The organism is Acidimicrobiales bacterium, assembly GCA_040219515.1.
GTDB lineage: Bacteria > Actinomycetota > Acidimicrobiia > Acidimicrobiales > Aldehydirespiratoraceae > JAJRXC01.
Window position 1 is genome coordinate 154,536 of sequence record JAVJSI010000005.1, and the last position, 19,912, is coordinate 174,447.

General features: G+C 67.2%; 18 protein-coding genes. 6 read left to right on the forward strand and 12 right to left on the reverse strand.

Going from position 1 to position 19,912, the window contains the following annotated elements:
• The first annotated feature begins 23 nt into the window (after nucleotides 1–23).
• Both RIB98_03255 and RIB98_03260 read left to right on the forward strand, forming a co-directional pair.
• Complete coding sequence (locus RIB98_03255; GenBank protein ID MEQ8839973.1) at nucleotides 24–1,166, forward strand: CaiB/BaiF CoA-transferase family protein; 1,143 nt, start codon at nucleotides 24–26, stop codon at nucleotides 1,164–1,166.
• Nucleotides 1,159–2,085: a PLP-dependent lyase/thiolase gene (locus RIB98_03260; GenBank protein ID MEQ8839974.1), complete on the forward strand. Its 927-nt coding sequence runs from the start codon at nucleotides 1,159–1,161 to the stop codon at nucleotides 2,083–2,085. Before RIB98_03255 ends, RIB98_03260 begins: the two co-directional genes overlap by 8 nt.
• Here the strand turns inward: RIB98_03260 and hrpB are convergent, their stop codons facing one another.
• From hrpB to RIB98_03285, 5 genes are read right to left on the reverse strand one after another with little or no spacing between them, the layout of a single operon-like run.
• On the reverse strand, nucleotides 2,086–4,566 hold the full coding sequence (gene hrpB, locus RIB98_03265) for an ATP-dependent helicase HrpB (GenBank protein ID MEQ8839975.1): 2,481 nt from the start codon (nucleotides 4,564–4,566) through the stop codon (nucleotides 2,086–2,088).
• 10 nt (nucleotides 4,567–4,576) lie between these two features.
• The gene (locus RIB98_03270; protein ID MEQ8839976.1) at nucleotides 4,577–5,245 is read right to left on the reverse strand and encodes an alpha/beta fold hydrolase; all 669 of its coding nucleotides are present in this window, start codon (nucleotides 5,243–5,245) and stop codon (nucleotides 4,577–4,579) included.
• 11 nt (nucleotides 5,246–5,256) lie between these two features.
• Nucleotides 5,257–6,027, reverse strand: coding sequence for an enoyl-CoA hydratase-related protein (locus RIB98_03275; GenBank protein ID MEQ8839977.1), 771 nt, complete (start codon nucleotides 6,025–6,027; stop codon nucleotides 5,257–5,259).
• A 44-nt stretch (nucleotides 6,028–6,071) separates the two neighbouring features.
• Nucleotides 6,072–9,503, reverse strand: a complete 3,432-nt coding sequence (locus RIB98_03280) for an EAL domain-containing protein (GenBank protein ID MEQ8839978.1) — start codon at nucleotides 9,501–9,503, stop codon at nucleotides 6,072–6,074.
• Between the two features lie 51 nt (nucleotides 9,504–9,554).
• Nucleotides 9,555–10,286 (reverse strand): hypothetical protein, encoded by a 732-nt coding sequence (locus RIB98_03285; GenBank protein MEQ8839979.1) that lies wholly within the window; start codon nucleotides 10,284–10,286, stop codon nucleotides 9,555–9,557.
• 115 nt (nucleotides 10,287–10,401) lie between these two features.
• On the opposite strand from RIB98_03285, the gene RIB98_03290 reads away from it, so the two are divergent.
• Genes RIB98_03290 through map form a run of 3 tightly spaced genes read left to right on the forward strand, consistent with a single transcriptional unit; the run spans nucleotide 10,402 to nucleotide 12,270 of the window.
• Nucleotides 10,402–10,812: a hypothetical protein gene (locus RIB98_03290; GenBank protein ID MEQ8839980.1), complete on the forward strand. Its 411-nt coding sequence runs from the start codon at nucleotides 10,402–10,404 to the stop codon at nucleotides 10,810–10,812.
• A gap of 41 nt (nucleotides 10,813–10,853) precedes the next feature.
• A complete protein-coding gene (locus RIB98_03295) occupies nucleotides 10,854–11,309 on the forward strand; it encodes a MaoC family dehydratase (GenBank protein ID MEQ8839981.1) in 456 nt (151 codons plus the stop codon).
• A 16-nt stretch (nucleotides 11,310–11,325) separates the two neighbouring features.
• On the forward strand, nucleotides 11,326–12,270 hold the full coding sequence (map, locus tag RIB98_03300; GenBank protein MEQ8839982.1) for a type I methionyl aminopeptidase: 945 nt from the start codon (nucleotides 11,326–11,328) through the stop codon (nucleotides 12,268–12,270).
• A gap of 25 nt (nucleotides 12,271–12,295) precedes the next feature.
• Here the strand turns inward: map and RIB98_03305 are convergent, their stop codons facing one another.
• Together RIB98_03305 and RIB98_03310 are read right to left on the reverse strand one after the other, a co-directional pair.
• A complete protein-coding gene (locus RIB98_03305) occupies nucleotides 12,296–13,750 on the reverse strand; it encodes an RNB domain-containing ribonuclease (protein ID MEQ8839983.1) in 1,455 nt (484 codons plus the stop codon).
• Nucleotides 13,751–13,772: 22 nt separating this feature from the next.
• On the reverse strand, nucleotides 13,773–15,278 hold the full coding sequence (locus RIB98_03310) for a DUF3048 domain-containing protein (protein ID MEQ8839984.1): 1,506 nt from the start codon (nucleotides 15,276–15,278) through the stop codon (nucleotides 13,773–13,775).
• 76 nt (nucleotides 15,279–15,354) lie between these two features.
• On the opposite strand from RIB98_03310, the gene RIB98_03315 reads away from it, so the two are divergent.
• Complete coding sequence (locus RIB98_03315) at nucleotides 15,355–15,840, forward strand: hypothetical protein (GenBank protein MEQ8839985.1); 486 nt, start codon at nucleotides 15,355–15,357, stop codon at nucleotides 15,838–15,840.
• Here the strand turns inward: RIB98_03315 and RIB98_03320 are convergent.
• Genes RIB98_03320 through RIB98_03340 form a run of 5 tightly spaced genes read right to left on the reverse strand, consistent with a single transcriptional unit; the run spans nucleotide 15,825 to nucleotide 19,911 of the window.
• Nucleotides 15,825–16,235 carry a hypothetical protein gene (locus RIB98_03320; GenBank protein MEQ8839986.1) on the reverse strand — a complete coding sequence of 137 codons (411 nt, stop codon included), beginning with the start codon at nucleotides 16,233–16,235 and terminating at the stop codon, nucleotides 15,825–15,827. The two genes, RIB98_03315 and RIB98_03320, sit on opposite strands and share 16 nt — an antisense overlap.
• Nucleotides 16,232–16,972: a hypothetical protein gene (locus RIB98_03325; protein MEQ8839987.1), complete on the reverse strand. Its 741-nt coding sequence runs from the start codon at nucleotides 16,970–16,972 to the stop codon at nucleotides 16,232–16,234. The genes RIB98_03320 and RIB98_03325 overlap by 4 nt, the downstream gene beginning before the upstream one ends.
• Nucleotides 16,973–16,974: 2 nt before the next feature.
• Entirely contained in the window at nucleotides 16,975–17,904 is a 930-nt protein-coding gene (locus RIB98_03330; GenBank protein ID MEQ8839988.1) for a nucleoside hydrolase, read from the reverse strand.
• Nucleotides 17,905–17,942: 38 nt separating this feature from the next.
• Complete coding sequence (locus tag RIB98_03335; protein ID MEQ8839989.1) at nucleotides 17,943–18,851, reverse strand: ribokinase; 909 nt, start codon at nucleotides 18,849–18,851, stop codon at nucleotides 17,943–17,945.
• Between the two features lie 10 nt (nucleotides 18,852–18,861).
• Entirely contained in the window at nucleotides 18,862–19,911 is a 1,050-nt protein-coding gene (locus RIB98_03340; protein MEQ8839990.1) for a phosphotransferase family protein, read from the reverse strand.
• Nucleotide 19,912 lies beyond the last annotated feature (1 nt).

Here is a 19,912-nt window from a genome sequence, read left to right on the forward strand (position 1 = left end):
CTGGCCAGTCGTGGAGGTGAGGCATGGTCGGGCCACTGGCTGGAGTACGGGTGATCGAGCTGGCGGGTCTCGGCGCGCTGCCGTTCGGCACCTTGAAGCTCGCCGACATGGGCGCCGAGGTGATCCGGGTCGATCGGTTGTCCGAGGTTCCCGACGTCAAGGAACCTGGCGGGTATTCGTCCTGGGACCGAGGACGACGGTCGGTCGCCGTCGACCTGAAGCATCCCGATGGCGTGGAGACCGTGCTGAGGCTCGCGGCAGGTGCCGACATCTTTCTCGAGGCCTTTCGGCCGGGGGTCGCTGAGCGACTCGGCGTCGGGCCCGATCATGTCATGGCACGAAACCCCGCCATGGTCTACGGACGCCTCACCGGCTGGGGACAGTCCGGTGCATTGGCCCACTCGGCGGGCCACTCGCTCAACTACGAGGCGATCACCGGCGTCATCCGGTCCATCGGCCCCGAGGGCGGTCCACCGGTGCCGCTGCTCCAACTCCTCGGTGACTTCGCCGGCGGTGGGCTGACGATGGCGTTCGGTGTCGTCTGCGCGCTGTGGGAGACCCGCCAGTCCGGCAAGGGCCAGGTGGTCGATGCTGCAATGACCGACGGTGTGGCGTCCCTCGCGAGTGTCTTCTACGGCATGCAGGCGAGTGGCATGCACACCACCGATCTCGGCACCAACCTGTTCGACGGCGGATCGCCGTTCTACGCCGTCTACGAGTGTGCCGACGGGGGCTACATGTCGATCGCTCCGATCGAGCCACACTTCTATGCGCTCATGCTCGAGACGATCGGTGTCGATCAGGCCACGCTCCCTGCGCAGTACGACCGCGACGGCTGGCCGGAGGTGAAGGCGACTCTTGCCGCCCGCTTCCTCGAGAAGTCTCGCGACGAATGGTGCGCGCTTCTCGAAGGCACCGACTGTTGCGCGGCGCCGGTGCTCACCTACGACGAGGCCCGTGTGTACCGACACCACCGCGATCGGGGCACATTCGTCGGCGAGCAGGGGACCGAGGTGAGGCCGGTGCCGATTCTCTCGCGCACACCGGGGGAGATCCGACCGTCGCCGGAATGGACCGGGGCCGACACCGACGACGTGCTCGCAGCATCGGGTTTCGACGCAGCCGAGATCGAGCAGCTCCGACGCAACGGAGCCATCGGTGGCTGAGGTCGATCTCGATCTCGACCGGGTGAGCCAAGCAGCCGCCGCGATTCCCGGGTGTTTCGTGCAGACGCCGCAGTATCGGAGCGAAGCGCTGAGCCGGCTGCTCGGGGTCGAGGTCGTGCTCAAGGTCGAGACAGCGAGCCCCACCGGCACGGTGGCGAGCCGGGGAGCCGAGTGGTGGTTCGAGAACCACCCGCACGTCCATCGCGTGGTCTGTGCCAGCGCAGACGATTTCGGCACCGCCATGGCCTTCGCGGGCCGTTCGCGCAACATCGACGTGGAGCTGTTCGGACCGATCGATGCTGACCCGGGCAAGGTCGAGACACTTCGCCACGCGGGCACCATCGTGCGGTTGGATGGACGCGACGCCGACGAGGCCCGTGCCGAGGCCCAGCGCTACTCGGCGGTGGTCGATGGCTTGTTCGTCGACGATGGTGGCCACATCGAGCTCGTGGAAGGAGCGGCCACGCTCGGCGCAGAACTCGAACAGTTGCCGGGCTCGTTGGACGCGGTCTTCGTCCCGATCGGTCGGGGAAGCCTTGCCCATGGGGTCGGTGCCTGGTGCCACCAACGGATGCCTCGGACCCGTGTTGTCGGCGTCGGCGCGGAGCGAGCTCCGGGCACGGTTCACAGTGTGCGAGAGGGTCGCCTCATGCCGTCGCCGGTCGTCCCTGGCGCTGCGTCGGAGATGTCGGTCTCCGCGCCGGCCGCGCCGTTCGTGGTCTCGCTCTCCGATGCGCTCGACGACACGACTCTGGTAAGTGATCGCCACCTCGAGCAGGCCGGCGCCGCGCTTCTTCGCTACGAGGGGATCAGGGTGTCAACGGACGGTGCCGCGTCGCTGGCGGCGGCTGCCCTGGCTGCGCCGGCGATCCCCGGTGCCTCCGTCGTGGTCCTCGTCACCGGTCGTTTGGTGGGCTGATCACTTCCGGCGCTTTGCCCGACTCGTCGGTCGTGCGGTCGTAGGATCCTCCGGCCACTCGTGCTTGGGATAGCGCCCGCGGAGTTCACGGCGTACCTCGCGGTAACCCTCGGCCCAGAACGAGGCGAGGTCCGTGGTGACCTGCACCGGCCGGTGAGCAGGCGAGAGAAGGTGCACGACGACGGGCACCTGACCGTCCATCACCGATGGGGTCGTCGACAGGCCGAACAACTCCTGAAGCCGCACCGCGAGAACAGGACCTGACTCCGGGCCGTAGTCGATGGGGATTCGTGAGCCCGAGGGGACTTCGAAGTGCGTCGGTGCGAGCCGCTCGACATCTCTGGTCTTGCGCCAGTCGAGCCGGTGATTCAGTGCGCCGCGTAGATCGATCATCGCCAGGTCGTCGCGACGTCTGGCGTTGCCCAGCGAAGGGCCGAGCCAGTCCTCGAGCCCGTCGAGCAGCGTTGCATCGTCGACCGCCGGCCACTCGTCGGGATCGTGACGGTGGAGGAAAGAGAGGCGTTGGCGCCACTTCGCCTCGGCTTCGTTCCACGCCAACAGTTCGAGGCCTTCTCGTCGGACCCCGGTGAGGAGTGCCTCCCGCAGTGCGTCCTTGTCGGGGTCCGCGTCAGGGTCGCGACGCAGGATCAGGGCACCCAGTCGCTCCTGGTGTTCGAATACGGCATCGCGTGCTCGGCGGTCCCACTCGCCCCGAACTCGTGATTCGAGTCGGTGGCCGTGCAGCGCGTCGAGATCGTCGCGGTCGATCGGGGCGGCGGTGAGGATCTGCGCGTCCGCCCCCAGACCGGCGGTCTCGGCGACGGCGAGCAGCGGTTCCCGGGCCAATCCGTCGCCGGGTGGGACGCCGGCCCCCGTCCCCGACGCGAGGAGGAAGCTCCCCACTTCATCTCGCCTCTGGGCGATGCGCTCGGGAAAGGCGAGCGATACCAGCGGGCCGACCATGTCGAGATCGGCCGGATCGTCGCCGGCGCCGAACTGGTTCCGCCATCGGCGGGCGATGTCGCGGGCCCGGCTGCGGCGTCCCGGGTCGACACCCGGGCCACCGGCGGCGAGCGCTTCGATCCGCAACCGGAGATCCACCGGTCGATCTCGTCCGGAAAGGAGATCGCGGTCGCTCAGTACGGCGGCGAGGTCGCACGCCGTTCCGGTCGCGTCGAGCGCTGCGGCCCGCAGGATCATGTGGGCAAGACGTGGTTCGGCCCCGATCTCGGCGATGGCCCGGCCATGGTCGGTGAGTCGGCCGTTGTCGTCGAGTGCACCGAGCGAGCTGAGCACGCCGCGGCCCGCAGCCAGAGCCGGCGCGGGGGGCGGGTCGATCCACGGAATCTCATGTTCGTCGACCGCTCCCCACGCCCCGATCTGGAGGGCGAGCGGGGTCAGGTCGCTGGTGAGTATCTCTGGCGGCTCGTCCTTGCGCCGCCGCACCTGATCGACCTCCGGCCAGAGTCGCACGCAGAGACCGGGTCCCTGACGGCCGGCGCGGCCGCGACGCTGGTCGGTGGCTGCCTGGCTTGCGGTGACCGTGCGCAGTCGACTCATTCCGCGGCCGAGGTCGTGTTCGGGTCGGCGCCGCCGGCCGGTGTCGACAACGATCGATACGCCATCGATCGTCACGCTGGTTTCGGCGATTGGTGTGGCCAGCACGATCTTCCGACGACCGGAGCGATCGCTGCGCAGGGCGCGGTCCTGCTCCCCGGGCGGCAGTGAGCCGTGAAGGGGGGTGAGTACGCAGGTGTCGGGCAATCGGGGCCGAAGCGCCCGGCCGGCCCGGTCGATGTCGGCTGCCCCGGCGAGAAACACGAGCACGTCACCGGCACGCTCCGAGAGCACCTCGAGGACTGCATCGGCGAGGTCGTCCTCGGCGCGGCGTCCGGGTGCGGGCACCCGGTAGCGGGTTTCGACGGGGTGCAACGGTGCGTCGACTGAGATGATCGCGTCGGTGGAGAGCCGACCGGCAAGACCGGCCGAGTCGAGGGTGGCCGACATGAGCACCACTCGGAGGTCGTCGCGAAGCGCGGCGGCCGTCTCACGCACGAACGCAAGGCCCGTGTCTGCGTGGATGCTCCGTTCGTGGAACTCGTCGAACACGACGGCACCGATGCCGCTCAGCCCGGGGTCATCGATCAGCATGCGGGTCAGGACGCCCTCGGTGACCACTTCGATCCGGGTGGCTGAGCTGACCCGGGTGTCGAAGCGGCTACGGAGGCCGACGACGTCCCCGACCGTGGTGCCGAGTTCCGCAGCGATGCGTTCCGCAGCGGCTCGGGCCGCGACACGGCGTGGCTCGAGCATCAGGACCTTGCCGTCACCGAGCCAGGCTGCGTCGAGCAGCGCCGGGGGAACGCGAGTGGTTTTGCCGGTGCCGGGAGGGGATTCGAGCACGAGGAACCGCTCGTCGTCGAGGAGCGCGATCAGGCGCGGGAGCGCACCGTCGATCGGCAGCGGTGCGCGACGATTCATGGGTTGCTGGTCAACTCCGGTCGAGGCCGGTCAGCGATCGAACCGCGGCGACGACAGCCTCGGGATGCGAGCGCATGAGGTAGTGGCGCGCATTGTCGACCGTGGTGCGAACGGCGTGAGGGAGCTTCTTCTCCATGTAGTCGTTCGCCCCGAGGTAGGCGCGGTCGCCGTCGCCGATGACCAACGCAATCGGCAGGGTGAGTTCCGTCAGACGGTCGATCATCATCGAATCGGTGTGAAAAGCGATCGACGCGGCGATCTCGGGGATCGCGTAGTCGGGCGCGCTCTCGCGAACTCTCGTATTCCAAGCCTCCCGCGCGTCGGGGTCGCGAAAGCCCGGGCCGGTCGCGACCAGAACCAACGCGGCGAGCTTTCCGGGGCGGGTGAGAGCGTGCGCCATGCCGAGATAGCCGCCGAGCGAGTGCCCGACGAGTACGACCGGACCGTCGAGGCCGGCGATGATCTCATCGAGGTCTCGGAGTACTGCCTCGCGGGTGTAGTCAGCCGGATCGGTGCTGCCCGGGGTGTCGCCGTGGCCGGGGAGATCGACAGCCACGCACGTGTGATCGTCGAGCAGCGCGATCGTCGGCGACCATACGTCGCCTGTGCTGTCGAGCCCGTGGACGAAGAGCACGGTCGGGCCCGTCCCGGTGGTTGTGGTGTGAAGGTCGGTTGGCATATGCGCTCCGGTCAGGTGCCGTCGAACTGGGGGTGACGCTTGTCGAGGAAGGCTTGCACACCCTCGCGGTAGTCGTTGCTGCTGTAGCAGGCCTGACGGGAGCTGGCGGCCGCGTCGGCGAGGACGGTGTTGCGGAGCGAATCCACCGACAGCTTGGTGGACCTGTGGGTCAATGGCGCGAGGCGGGAGATCTTCGTGGCGAGATTCGCGACGTGGTCGTCGAGCTGATCCTTCGGCAGCACCTCCTGGATCAGGCCGATCGCCAGCGCTTCGTCGGCGCCGATCACTCGAGCGCTGTAGAGCAGTAGCTTCGTCTGGGCCGGGCCGATGAGCTCCGTGAGCCGGGCGACGGCATCATGGGGATAGGCGAGCCCGAGCCGAGCCGGTGGTACCGCGAAGGTCGCGTCGTCGGCCGCGATCCTCACATCGGTGTGCAGCGCCATCGCAATCCCGCCGCCCATGCAGGGTCCATGGATCGCTGCCAGCACGGGAACCGGAATCGCCGCGAGGGCATCCCAGGCATCGTGCTCGACGTCGTCGAAGCTCTGGGCGTCGTCCCCCATTCGGCGGCTGGGGAACTCCGAGATGTCGGAGCCGGCACCGAACGCCTCGATGCCGGCACCGCGTAGCACGACGATCCTGACCCCGGCATCGGCGAAGAGTTCCTTGATCGCCGGCCGAACTGCCGCGTACATGTCAGCAGTCATGGCGTTGCGACGAGAGGGATTGTCGATGAGCATCGTGCCGACTGCGCCGGCCCGTTCTATTGCGATTCCTGCCATCTCCGCAGCCTCTCAGACCAGCGGCGGATCGTGTGGGTTCGCGGCTAGTGAGAGTGCCCCACGAGTGCTTCGCCCTCGAGTTCTCGGGCCAGCAGCTCGCCGATGACATCGGCGGGAGCCGGTCGTGCGAAGTAGTAACCCTGGCCGAGACGGCAACCGAGGGCGAGCAGTCGTCGATGTTGGTCGGGCACTTCGATGCCCTCGGCGACGGTCTCGGCGCCCATTCCCTGGGCGATCGAGAGCACCGTGGAGACGATCGCCGAATCGTCCTGGTTCTCGAGGCGAGCAACGAACGACTGGTCGATCTTCAAGATGTCGGCAGAGAACTCGTTCGCGTACTTCAGCGTGGCGTATCCGGTGCCGAAGTCGTCGATCGCCACGCGCAGACCCGCCGAGCGCAGGGCGTCGATCCGCTTGACGACGAGTTCGAAGTCGTTGATCAGCGCGGACTCCGTGAGCTCCAGCACCACCGCGCTTCGCTCCAAGCCGGCCTCATCCACGATCTCGAGCACTTCCGCGACAATGCCGTCTCGCTGGAGCTGGACCGGCGAGATGTTGACACTCGCGTAGATGTCATGGCCGATCGACCGCCAATGAGCGACCTGAGCCGCCGACTTCTGGAGGACAGACCGGCCGAGCGGCACGATGAGTCCGTTGCGCTCGGCGAGCGGGATGAAATCGCCCGGGTTGACCATGCCGCGAACGGGGTGGTTCCAACGCACCAGCGCTTCGACTCCGGCCGTACGCCCAGAACCCAGATCGAGAATGGGCTGGTAGTAGACCATGAGTTCGTCGTTGTCGATCGCTTGGCCGAGCGAGTTGGAGATCTCGAAGCGGGCGACGGTCTGGTCGGCCATCGCCGCTTCGAACATCGCCCATCGGCCCTTGCCCTTTGCCTTGGCCTCGTACATGGCGACGTCGGCAGCTCGCAGAAGATCCTCGGGGCTCTGCGATCGGTCATGGTCGATGGCGATGCCGACACTCACGCCGAGCCGGACCTCCTGGCCCATCAGCTCGACCGGGCGGGAGAGTTCCTCGACGATACGGTCGGCCACGAGCGTGACGTCGGCGTCGCTGTAGACATCGGTCAGCAGGACGGCGAACTCGTCGCCGCCAAAGCGGGCGGCTCGATCGTGGAGGCGCAGCCGGCCGAGAAGTCGGCTGGAGGTCTCCACGAGCACCTGGTCGCCGGCCGCGTGACCGAGCGAATCGTTGATGTTCTTGAAGTCGTCGATGTCGATGAAGAGCGCAGCGACCTTGCTGCCGGGTCGCCGCTCCGGTCCGAGGGCCAGTTGAAGCTGGTCGGTGAATTGCACGCGACTGCCGAGACCTGTGAGGTCATCGTGGAGCACCTGGTGACGAAGGTCGTTCTCGAGGCGCTTTCGATCCGTGATGTCGCGCATGTTGAGGACGAGGCCCTGCACGGACGGGTCGCTTCGGAGATCGGTGACGGTCACTTCGGCGGTGCGTTGTCCGCCGTCGGCGCGCTCGAGGACCACTTCGATCGTGCGACTGCCGGGAGTCGTAGCCATCAACACCGCACGAACGTCGTCGACGGCCGACGTCTGATCCGGTGGCAGGAGCTCGAGGAAGTTGCGGCCACGCAGTTGCTCGGGGCGGGCGTCGAGCAGGGCGGTCGCCGATGGGCTGATGTACGTGAACACACCGGCCTCGTCGAGTACTGCGATCACGTCCGAGCTGTTCTGCACGAGACCGCGGAACCACTGCTCACTGCGCTGAAGGCCGAGCTTGGCGGCTCGCTCCTCGTTCACGTCGCGCGCCGTCAGCACCACGCCGGCGACTTCCGGGTCGCCCGAGAAGTCGCGGGTGGTCACGTCGAACCAGCGGTACTTGCCTTCTGATGTGCGGAGCCGACACTCGATTGCGAGAGGAACTTCGTCAGCCTTCGACGGTGCGGCGATCGTGTTGCGGAGCGCTGCCGCTTCGTCAGGATGTGCAAGATCGACCGGGTCGGACGCGAGGAGGCTGGAAGCGGCAACACCGAGCACCCGTGTCATGTTCGGCGAGACGAACTGGACCAACCCGGCGTCGTCAATCACGAGAACGAGATCGGCAGACTGTTCAACGAGCGCAGTCAGACGCTGCTCCGCTCGACGCGCGAAGCGCGCTTCCGCCAAGCGGAGAGATGCCAGCGCTTGCGAGATCTGTGCACACATCGTCTGAAGCGCAAGGTTGAATGCGGTATCCAGGACCCCAGAGATCTCCACGACCATCTGGCCGAACTCGCCATGGTCGCCGAGCTCAAGATGTACGAAGTCCGGATGGTCCTGAGCGATCGCGAGATTGTCCCAGAGATCCGGCTCACCATGTTCTGGCGACAAGAGCTCGATCTGCGCATCACGAGATGGATCAAAGCGAACGACGAGCTGACGGGGAGCTCCTGCGATTCCTACCACAGCGGCGTACCTGGCGTTATCGCCAACGACCAGCCTGATTGTCTTCGATGCCGCTGCACCTATCTCACTGCCGGTTGATGCGTCCAGGAGTTCGCGCCCGGACTCCGAGAGAGCAGCGTCCATTCCGGCGACTCGCTCCTTGGCCCGAAACAGAAGCGAAATTCGGACCAGAGTTAGGAGGGCTAGGACGCCAGAACCGGTAACTAGCACGGGCAGGTCGGGAGCAGTGTCGCGGACGAGCGCAGCGAGGAGGGCAGCGGGGAGAGTGAGTAGCGCAGTGGCCAGCATCACTAGTCGCCCAGTTGTCAACCTTGGCGACGCATACATAGGAGTCTTGGCGATGTCGCCGGCCTCAGGATGTTGGATCGCCGCGGCAGCGAGAACGAAGGCTGCAGGCGATGCAACATATGAAAGGGTCAGTGCCCAGTCAGACCCGGTGGTGTTGAGAAGGAAGAAGAGATCGTTAAGAAGTATGAGAATTGTTGCGCCAGCGATCAGTCGCCAGGCGGTGTTCCGCACACCCGGGCCGACCGCGAGGCGGGCGACCATTCCGAGCAGCGCCAAGTCGAGGATGGTGTAGACGAAGTTGCCTGACCGGGCCCAGCCATCGATTGAGGAGTCTCGGATGTAGTCAGACAGGACGGCGGAGAACACGACGACCGATGCCGCAGCCGCCACGAGCAAACCGTCCAGCGCTGAGTCAGCATCTCGTCGCTTCGAGCGGTGATTCCAGAAGCTCCGAGCAGCAAGGATGATGCAGATGTAGCCGATCATGCCGGGCACCTCAGCAGGGCTGGGGTATGGCCCGTCGACATCACTGATGAGGCCGTGAATCAGGCGAGTTAGCGCAGAGACCAGCGCAAGCGAGCCCCCGGCGAGGATTAGTAGCCAAGGACCGCGTTGAAGTGAGTTATCTCGGCGGAGATGCCGCGCATACGTCAGGAGCAGATAGACACCTGCTAGGGCGCGGACGACGACTAGAGCGGCATCGCCCGCAAGCGTCGCGACTGCGACGCCCGCGAGTCCGACTGCCACAGTCGTGGTCCAGGCCTTTCCCATACCCCGTTTGGTCGGCCAACGGCACGCAAAACTGAGCGATGTTCGAGGGAGCTAGCGGTCGGAACCTGTGGCCTCAAGCCTGATCACGTTCGACCGGTGTTCCGGGACGGTCGACCGGAGGTCGATCGCAAAGTCATTGAGTCGGTCGAACGGAATCTCGCCAGAGAAGAATCGGAGTGCCTCGGGGTTCGAGGTCGTCAGAAGCTCGATGGTCCTTGGGAGGTACATAGACACTGGCGTGGATGGCGAACCAAGGTAGTCCGTTGTCTCGCCAAGCGGTTCAAACGGAAACTCGAACCAACGGCGCATGATGCGCAAGAGTCGGTTATCCATTACCGCCAGCATGTATGCGCGGTTTGTTCGGACGGACTCCTGCCACACGAGTCCGTAGAGGGCTGCAGAGATCGCCATGTTCTGAGCGCCGACCCGGGGGGTAGCGAGGGCTGATACCTCGACGCACCGTGTCGGGTCGAGATGGGCGAAGGTCTCAAGGGCTTCGTCGCTAGTCTCGGTCTCGTGGAACGCGGGAAATCCACGCACTGATGGCCGGATAATCCGGCACGTACCGACTATCTCATCGTTTGCGGTCGTGTCGTGGGCCGCAAAGTAGTCGCTGAACGGGACCCAACCGTCCTCGAAGTACCCCCTGTAGTCGAGATCGGCATCGGTGATGTAGCCGGCGTCTACATAGCACTCCGCGTGTAGACGACGAACGGCGTCCATCTCTCGCTCGTTCGTGACAGGCCTGACGTCGAGACCGGGAACGCTTAGAAGCATCGCCATGAGGATGTGACCCTAGCCCAGGAGGAGCTGCCGACCCAGAACCAGGCATCAACGGTCGGTGCCTGGGCCCAGTGTCTTTTCGTAGGCAGTGCTCAGATCCCGTAGTGTCGAGTCGATGCCGGACAACGAACGTGTTGGATTCTTGGGCCGAGCATGGATCGTTGGTGTCTTCGCCTATGCCGTATTTAGGGCGTTGCTGGTTTGGCCGACGCTGGGGGACTACGGGATCAACCCGTGGGCGTTCCTCGTGATCGACGTGGGCACGGCGTGGCCGTATGCGTACGGGCAGGTCCGGGTGGTCAACGAGGCGCGGGCGCAGAACTGGGGCGGCACGCAGTTGTGGGCGCTGATCGCGATGCTGTCCTTCATCGCTCCGTACGCCTACATCGCGGGTGCCGGCTCCGGCGAGATGCCGCTTCTCGCCTGGATCGTGATCGGTCTGCTCATGGTGTTCTTCGGCGTGGCGTCATTGATTCGAGTGCTTCGGCAGATCCGCAGCGCCGACCCGACATCGCTTCAGCCGTAGCGCCGTGGGCGGTGCAGCGGCACACCGCTAGCGTTGTCGGCATGACGACGGTCTTCTCCGCCCCCGATGAACTCCTCGACGCGGTCGGCCGCGACCTCGGGGCCAGCGAGTGGGTCAGTATCGATCAGGCTCGCATCGACCAGTTCGCCGAGGCCACCGGCGATCACCAGTGGATCCATGTCGACCCTGTCGCTGCCGCCGATGGGCCCTTCGGAGCAACGATCGCCCACGGCTACCTCACGCTGGCCCTCACCAACCAGTTCCTGCCAGAGATCATGCAGGTGAACGGTGTCTCGATGGGCGTGAACTACGGCGCGAACAAGGTCCGCTTCCCGCAACCGGTCACCGTCGACAGCCGTGTTCGCGGCACTGCGACGATCACCGAAGCCACCGAGATCGACGGTGGCGTCCAGGTCGTGGTCACCATCACGGTGGAAATCGACGGGCAGGCGAAGCCGGCGTGTGTCGTCGAGTCGGTCAGCCGGTTCCTCCGGTGAACGAAGGGCGGAACTGATGGCAAAGCGAAAGCGTCGCAACGGACCCGTCACCAAGGTCGGCCCGTCGCTGCCGCCGGTCACCGCCGGTCTGCAGAGCCCGATGCGGCGTGTGCCGGCGGAGATCGCCCGTCCGCCCTATGCGGTGTCGGGTGATCCCGGCCCCTCGGTCAGCCCTGTTGTCCGCACCGACGACGAGATCGCTGCGATGCGCAGGACGGGTTCCGTCGCGGCCGAGATCCTCCTCCGCGCCGGGGAACTCGTCCGGCCGGGAATCACGACCGACGAGATCGATCGGGTCGTTCACGACCTCAGCATCGACGCCGGCGGATATCCGAGCCCGCTGAACTATCGCGGCTACCCGAAGTCGGTGTGCACCTCGGTCAACGAGGTGATCTGCCACGGGATCCCCGATTCTCGACCCCTCGCCGACGGCGACATCATCAACATCGACGTCACGCTGTATCGCGACGGTGTGCACGGCGACACCTCGGCGACGTTCCTCGTTGGTGACGTCGACTCGCAGTCGATCGATCTGGTCCGGGTGACCCTCGAATCCCTCAACCTCGCCATCGACGCAGTCACCCCGGGGGGACCCGTACGCGACATCGGTCAGGCGATCGAGCGTCACGCGGCGAAGCACCGTCTCGGCGTCGTGCGCGATTTCATCGGCCACGGAGTTGGCACAGAGTTCCACACCAGTCTCCAGATCCCGCACTACTACGACCGTCGGCAGACGACCCCGCTCGAGGTCGGCACGACGTTCACGATCGAGCCGATGCTCACATTGGGCGATCCCGATGCGGCGATGTGGGACGACGGCTGGACCGCCGTGACGATCGATGGCACGCGCACCGCACAGTTCGAGCACACACTGCTGATGACCGAGGGCGGCGCCGAGCGTCTCACCGTCACGGCGGCAGGTGAGTGTGCCCACGACCGGTTCACCGCTGCCGCGGTCTGAGCGGCCTGGGAACGGGAGCCCGCAGTCACGCGCTGACCAGCGAGAAACCCACCGAGCGCTCGATCGGGTCGGCACGGTCGAGTCTCACCGTGACCTCTGACCCCAGCGTGAGTCCGGTGGCAGGGATTCGAGCCACGACCGCAGGGTCGGCCAGCTGGAGTCGACCGCGATTGCGTTCCGCGTCGACATCGGTGACGACCGCGCGAAACTCCTCGCCCACGCGGGGCTCGAGAACGACGGCCTCGACGTAGTCGACCACGGCGCTCTCGAGGTTCCGGTCTCGTTGACTGGCCGCGCCCATGAGGCCGGGCAACTCGTCGAGTGCCTCCACCGCCCATGTCGGCGGTTCGTGCATCGCGCAGTGGGCGAGCACGATCTCGTTCGCGAAACGATCGCACAGCCGACGCAGCGGCGCGGTGACATGGGCGTAGGTCGACGCGATCGCGGAGTGGAGGGGATCCGCAGGCACGTCGTGTCCCTCGAACGCGACGTAGCCGGCACCACGCAGACCTCTGGCGGCCTGGCTCAACAGCGCAGCCCGCGCCGGGGTGTCGGGCCGGAGCCGGCGCACGCGCTCGGCGTAGCCGACGTCGTCGGGCCACTCGACGCCCAGCGCACGGGCGGTTCGCCGGATCTGATCGATCGTCTCCGGCTCCGGTTCCGGAAGTGTGCGGAGGATGCCGACGCCGGCGTCGAGCATGATGTGGCTCGCCGCGATGCCGGTCAGGAGTGAGATCTGTGCATTCCAGTCCTCGACCACCAGGCTCACGTCGTATTCGAGCTGATATGCACCGTCATCGCCGCGAACGACTTCCTGGGCGGGCAGCGCAAGGCTCACCGCCCCGCGGCGTCGCTCCTGTTCGATGCGCTGTTCACCGATCGTCCGGAGCAGGGCGAGTGATGGGGAGGCGGCGCCACCGTCGATCATCGTCTGGGCATCGGCATAGGTGAGCTGCGCCGTGTTGATGACGCGAGCTCGCTCGAGATGAGCGTCAATGACCTCACCAGCGTCGTCCAGGTCGATCGTCCACAGCAGCGCTTGGCGTTCCTGGCCCGTGAGCAGGCTGCCGGCGTCCTCGTTGATGCTCTCGGGATGCAGCGACGTTCGCAGGTCGGGGCTGTAAAGCGTCACCCCGCGAGCGCGGGCTTCGAGGTCGACGAGGCCGCCCGGCGGAACGAGGGCCGCCACATCGGCAATCGCGTAGAAGACACGGTGCCCATTGCCGTGCGGCTCCGCCGCGAACGCTTGATCGAGGTCTCGTGAGCCCGGCGGGTCGATGGCCACGAAGGGGATGTCGGTGGCGTTTCTGACGGCGTTGCTGGCGCCCGGGGGGATCTGGGGCCCGGCGGCGCGTGACCGGTCGGCCGCGGCCACGACGTCGGGGCTGAACGCGGCCGGTACGTCCAGCTGGTCGCGGATACGGCGGAAACCAGCGACCACTGCGGGGTCGGGTGGGCAGTGAACGACACGACTCGGCACGGCCGGGACCCTACCGTTCGTCTCAGCGGGAGCTGGCCCGGCCGGGACGCGGCAGCTCGATCCAGATCTTTCCGGGAAGGATGCGAAGGTCCGTGCCGTCCGGAAGGGTGAAGTCGGTTTGATCGGCGATGGCGTTGCGGATCCATGACACGGGCATGAGTTGGCCGGCGGTGAGCACCCATGCCTCGCCGCTGCCGACCGTGACTGCCTCGGGCGACGACTGATCGGCGGGAGAGGGCCGATAGTCGACGAACTGCAATACGACGGTGGTGGGAGCCACGCGGACACCCTCGGTGTCGACGGTCGGTTCTCCGTCCTGCGTGCGGTCCCAGCCCGTGCCGTTCCACGCGTAGTCGACCGTCGAACTGCCGTAGTCGATCGAGACGCCCTCGACGGCGGTGGCGCCGTCGGGCAGCGACTCGCCCGTGCTTCGGAACGAGAAGATCGGGAGTGGCGTGCCGGCGTTCTCCAGATCGCGACCGAGGACCCACAGGTTGAACGCATTGGTGAAGAGGTTGTGCGGCGCCCGGCGTGCACTCTCGCGGTAGTAGGCCTCGTTGAACGCGTTGACACCCACGTCGACAAGCGTCGAGGTGGCGAGGGCGCCACGCGCCCCCCGGTTGCCGCCGGAGTTCGCGAAGAGCGGACCGTTCAGCTGGGCGAGAAGATCGAGGTCGCCGGTCCGCATCGAACGAACGGGTCCCACCACCTCGGCGCCCTGCGAATGGAAAATCGCCGCGAGACGGGTGAGGCCACCCTCGACCTCTTCGACGTAGACGATGTCCGCCTGGTTGATGCCGGCCTGGGGGCGAGCGGCGCGCACGTTGTCGATCTTCACCGCGAGTGCCGGACGGGTCGGATCGTCGAATGTCGTCTGTCCGGTGAGAACGGCACCCGCCTCCAGCTGGCGGAGCTCCTCGATCCGGATGATGAGGTCGGAGAGCTCGTCGGAGAGCTCCGTGCGTCGGGCCCCGGTCGTACGGATCTGCTCCTCGACGGCGGTGAGCAACTCGCCCGTGGCGCCGACCTGGTCTCGAGCGTTGGCGAGCTCGGTCGCGAGTTCCGTCAGGCGATCATCGATGACCGCGAGTCGACCCAGTGTGTCGTCGATCACCGACTCGTAGAGTGCCCGCCGCCGGCTGGGCTCGTCGTCGCCTTCGAGTGTGCGAACCTCATTGAGCATCTCGTTCTGTCGCGGATCGCCGCGCGTGAAGCCGAAGATCGCGATCTCCACGCGGGTCGACGCCGGCTCTTCACGGGTGAAGGCGGTCCACTCGATGTCGTCCGCGATGAGCTCGACGCCGATGCGCTGGTCGTTCTGCTGTTCTTCCAGCGAGCGACGCTCGAGGGCCAGCTGCTCGAGCTCGGCATCGATCTCGCCGATCTCGATCGTCAACTCGTCCCGGCGACTCTGGAGCTCGTCGAGTTGGCCAGGATCGATCTGCGCGTTCGCAGGGGGGACCGCGAGCATGGCGCCGGCCGCGGCGACGCACAGCGCGCCCAGGAGTGTTCGATGGTGTGGACGCATGAGTCGTGTTCCGCGGTAGTTCTACCGCTCCGCGGGCCCAACCGTACCGGCCGGACGTGGACAGGTACGGTCAGGTATGGCTGCCACCGCTGACGTCATGGAATTCACACGACGCGACGTGTCCCCGGTAGTCGCCCGGATGGAGGAATTGGCCGACCGGGGAGACGGCTGGATGAATCTCGGGCCGGGCCTGACGCCCGAGGAATTCGCTTCGCTTCCCGCGCAATCAACGGTGGGGAAGTGGGTGTCGGGGCGCGGGCCCGCGGTACCGATGGCGACCTGGACCCCGGCACCTCGACGGGGACGAGGTCGACTCGCCCAGATCGGGATCTCCCACGGCACCGGCCCGAATGCGCTCGCGAGACTCGAGTCCGATGGGGTCGTGCTGCCGGCGGACTGGCAGAAGAAGCAGGATCACGCGAAGCACGGCATCGTCGTCGAGCTGCCGGACTCCGCAGAGTCCGGCATAGTTCTCACGTGGTTGTTCCGGGCGATGGTCGTGCTGTCGCCTCGCGTCGCGGTGGGCGAGAACTGGATCGCGGAGTTCTACGGTTCGTCGTGATCGGTTGCGGGCTGGGTCCAGGCCCGGTCGAATGAGAGGCGTACGACGAGGTCAGGCTCGACACCGGGATGACCGTCGTGACACTGAAGGCCGAGATCGTCGCCGTGGTCATCGATCACGATCCGGGCGTCGCCCACCCACGCCTGGATGAGGTCGCTGTCTCGCCAGACATTCCAGATGCGCAGGTCGCCGGCATCGGTCGTGCGGACCTCGACCCGTTCCGGTGAGGTGTCGGTCCACAGCACGACATGGGAGGCCTCGACCGAGCCGACCCTCAGCGGGTGGTCGGCCTCGAGCGCGAGACCCTGGGGTCGCTGGGAGGTGTGCGACTCGCGTTCGACGGTGATGGTGGTGTCGGCGGCCACGCCGATGGTCATGTGTGTCACCGGGCTCATCCATCAGCCTCGAACGGGTCGACCGGCTCGCGACCCCAGCTCGCTCGGCCGCTCTTGGCGTCGACGACCGCCTTCTCGTCGAGCCCCGTGATGGGGTTTCGGCGGCGAGGTGCCTTTCCCGCGGCCAGCAGCGCTCGGTTGTCCTCACCCCATCCCCCGGAGATCGCGTGGTTCTTCCACACGCGGCCCCGCACCGTGCCCGACGCGGGTTCGTTGCCCTTCGCCGTGAGTGCAAGTGGGTCGTCGCCCACCGTCCACCCCACGGCTCGGGGCTCGGGCTCGTCGGGTCCGTCCTGCTCGGGCTCGACTGGTTCGTCGGTCTCGGGCCCGTCGGACTCGGGTTCGGTCATGTCGGTGTCGGCGTCGAGATCGATGCCCTCATCGTCGGAGTGGAGGCCGTCGACCTCACGCGATACGACGTCGACGGCACCCTCGCGCTCCTCCACGACGAGCGAGTCGTCGATCCGGCGGACCTCGGTCTCCTGGTCGCTCGTCCAGTTCAGGCGGAGACTCGATGCGCCATACGCGTCGCGTAGGGCGGCCCTCACCGAGGCATCCTCGTCCAGTCGACGGCGGGCTCGCTCGGCCTTTCGCGCCGCGCGGTCGAGGGGTTGCCGTTCGCCCCTCGGTCGGAAGTGGCCGCGGTTGGGATTTCCGAGCCAGTCGAGGGCGATCAGGAGAGCGACGAGAACGATCCACCCGACGATGAACGAGAAGATGATGCGGTCGGACGACATGGTCAGGTTGCAGGGAGCGAGATGATCGCGTCGACGATGAGGTCGATGACGGCCGGCGCGTCGACGGTGCGCAGGACCTTCACGGTGGGGTTCCCGGCCGCGTCGGCTCGGGTGTCGACCACGGTCATGCCCCGGGTGTGGACCCCTTCGAGTTCGATCTCGACATGGTTGTTCGTTCCGCCGAAGAGCTCGGGATGGGTGACCGCGATGACGGCGCTGGCATCGTGGATCGGCGCGCCCGCCCAACCGGACAGCTCACCGGCTCGATCGACGGCGTAGTCGAGCAGGTCGGCTGCCAGTCGGGCCGACGCGGTGTCGGCGGCCCGCATGGCGTCGCGTTCTGCCGATCCCATCAGGACCTGGTGGGTGACATCGAGACCGACCATTGTGATCGGGCCACCGTCGCGAAAGACGATGGCGGCCGCCTCGGGATCCGCCCAGATGTTGAACTCGGCCGTGGCCGTGACGTTTCCGCCGACCGCTGCGCCCCCCATGATCGTGATGCCGCTGAGTCGAGACGGCAGTGTCGGATCGGCCTGGAGCGCGAGCGCGATGTTGGTCAGCGGTCCGACGGGCACCAGGTGGAGCCCGCTGACGGAGCGGGCCATGTCGAGAATGAACGCAACGGCGTCATCGGAATCGACGGTCCGGGTGACATCGGGGATCACGACAGAGCCGAGGCCGGTCGGGCCATGGACGTGGGAGGCGTCCATCGGTTCGTTCACCAGTGGCTTTGCCGCGCCGCGGTGGATGGGAACTTCGATCCCCGCGACCTGGGCCACGGCCAACGCGTTGTGGGTGGTGTGGTCGAGCCCCACGTTTCCGTTGACCGTGGTGATGCCGACCAGGTCGGCCAGTTTCGACGCGGTCAGCAGCGCGATCGCGTCGTCGAGTCCCGGGTCGCAGTCGATGAGCATCGGCACGGAGGACATCTCGGAAAGGGTACGTCGTGAGGGGCGGTCGGCGACCGTCAGCCCAACAGCGCGTCGACTTCGGCTGCGGTCGGGAGCGATGGTTGGGCGCCCGGTCGAAGGGTGGTGACGGCACCCACGCGGACGGCCCAGCGCACGGCATCGAACACGTCGAGGCCGCGGACGAGTGCATCGGCCATGGCGCCACAGAACGAGTCGCCGGCTCCAGTCGTGTCCACGGGGCGGACGCTCGGCGCGGGGATGTGTTCGCTCCGGTCGGCGGTGACCACGAGAGCACCCTCGCCCCCAAGGGTGACGACCACTGTCGGGGAGGGAAGTCGGCGCGCCAGGTCGGCGGCGATGCCGGCGTCGACCGAACCGTCGAAGCCGGTGAGCGTCGCGAGTTCGGTCTGATTCGGAACGAGGATGTCGACCGCCTCGAGCAGGGCCGACGGCAACGGCTCGGGTGGGGCGGGGGCGGGGTTCAAGATGACGGTGCCGCCCGCAGCGATCGCCGCCGCAGTGACGGCTTCGACCGGGATCTCGAGTTGAAGGAGCACGACGGTTGCCGCGCTGACGAGCGGGCCGGCGGCGGCGACATCATTCGCGTTCACCCGGGCGTTGGCGCCGGGACTCACGACGATGGCGTTGTCGCCATCGGCATTCACGGCGATCAGCGCAACCCCGTTCGGTGTGTCGGGGGTGTCGAGAAGCGCGCTGGTGTCGACGCCGTCGAGGTCGAGCGCCCCCCGAAGAATGGTGCCACCGTCGTCGGTTCCCACCCGGCCGACCATCGCCACGCGGCGGCCGAGACGGGCCGCGGCCACGGCTTGATTCGCACCCTTGCCGCCGGGGATACGGCGGAGGTCGCCGCCCAGGACGGTCTCGCCCACGAGCGGCACGCTGGCCACGTCGACGACGAGGTCGAGGTTGGCGCTTCCGACGACGGTGATCTCGGGGGTGTCCAGGAGAGGCTCCTCAGTCGAGCGCGTTCACGAGGGAGTGCGCGTGGTCGAGCATGACATCGACGCGGTCGGCGATGATCGACGGCGGGCCGATCTGCGCCATGCCACCCTGGCTGCCGCGGAGGCGCCGGGCGTAGACACCCTCGACGATGCACGCCTGCTTCCACCACGAGAACGCCTCGTAGAACGGATAGTCCGAGAGGTCGAACCCGGTGGCGGTCTCGTAGCGGGCGATGACCTCGTCCCGGCGGGGGAAGTGCGACGAGGAGGTCGGCGGATCGGTCAGCCAGGTGATGTCGTCGCCCGGTTCGGCCCAGTACTGCATCGACCAGGCGAAGTCGGCGATCGGGTCGCCGGTGGTGCACAGTTCCCAGTCGAGCACCGCGGCCAACGACAGGTCCGCACCGAGGACGACGTTGTCGAAGCGATAGTCGCCATGGGCCAGCGCGGGTCGGGCTCGCTCGGCCGGCGTTCGGGCGGTGAGCACAGTGTGGAGTTCGTGGATGAGCGGGACCGGGCGGGCGTCGGCCCGTTCGATCTGGGTCTTCCACCGCTTGAGCTGGCGGGTCACATAGGCGTCGTGACGGCCGAGATCGGCGAGTCCGACGGCGGTGAGGTCGAGTGTGTGGAACGCCACCTGGCCGTCGACCAGCGCGGCGGTCGCACGGGCGGCGTCGGCCTCGTCGAACGCACCGCCGTCGGCGGCGGTGCGCAGGATGGTGCCGTCGACGAACTCCATCACGTAGAAGGCCGCGCCGGTGACGGATGCGTCATCGCACCGGGCGACGCAACCGGGGACCGGGACGACCCCGGCGTCGGACAGCGCCGACATGATGCGCCACTCGCGGTCGGTGTCGTGAGCCGTCTCGAGCGCGGTGCCCTCGGGGGGTCGACGCAGGGCGAACTCCCGGCCCGCCGCGTCGCGCACGCGATACGTCAGGTTGGAGCCTCCCGCTGCGATGAGCGAGAACTCGAAGGGACCGTGTGCTTCGCTGACGTGTGCGTCGAGCCAGCGGCTCACCGACCCGGGGTCGAGACCGCGAACCTCGGCGGATTGCGGCACC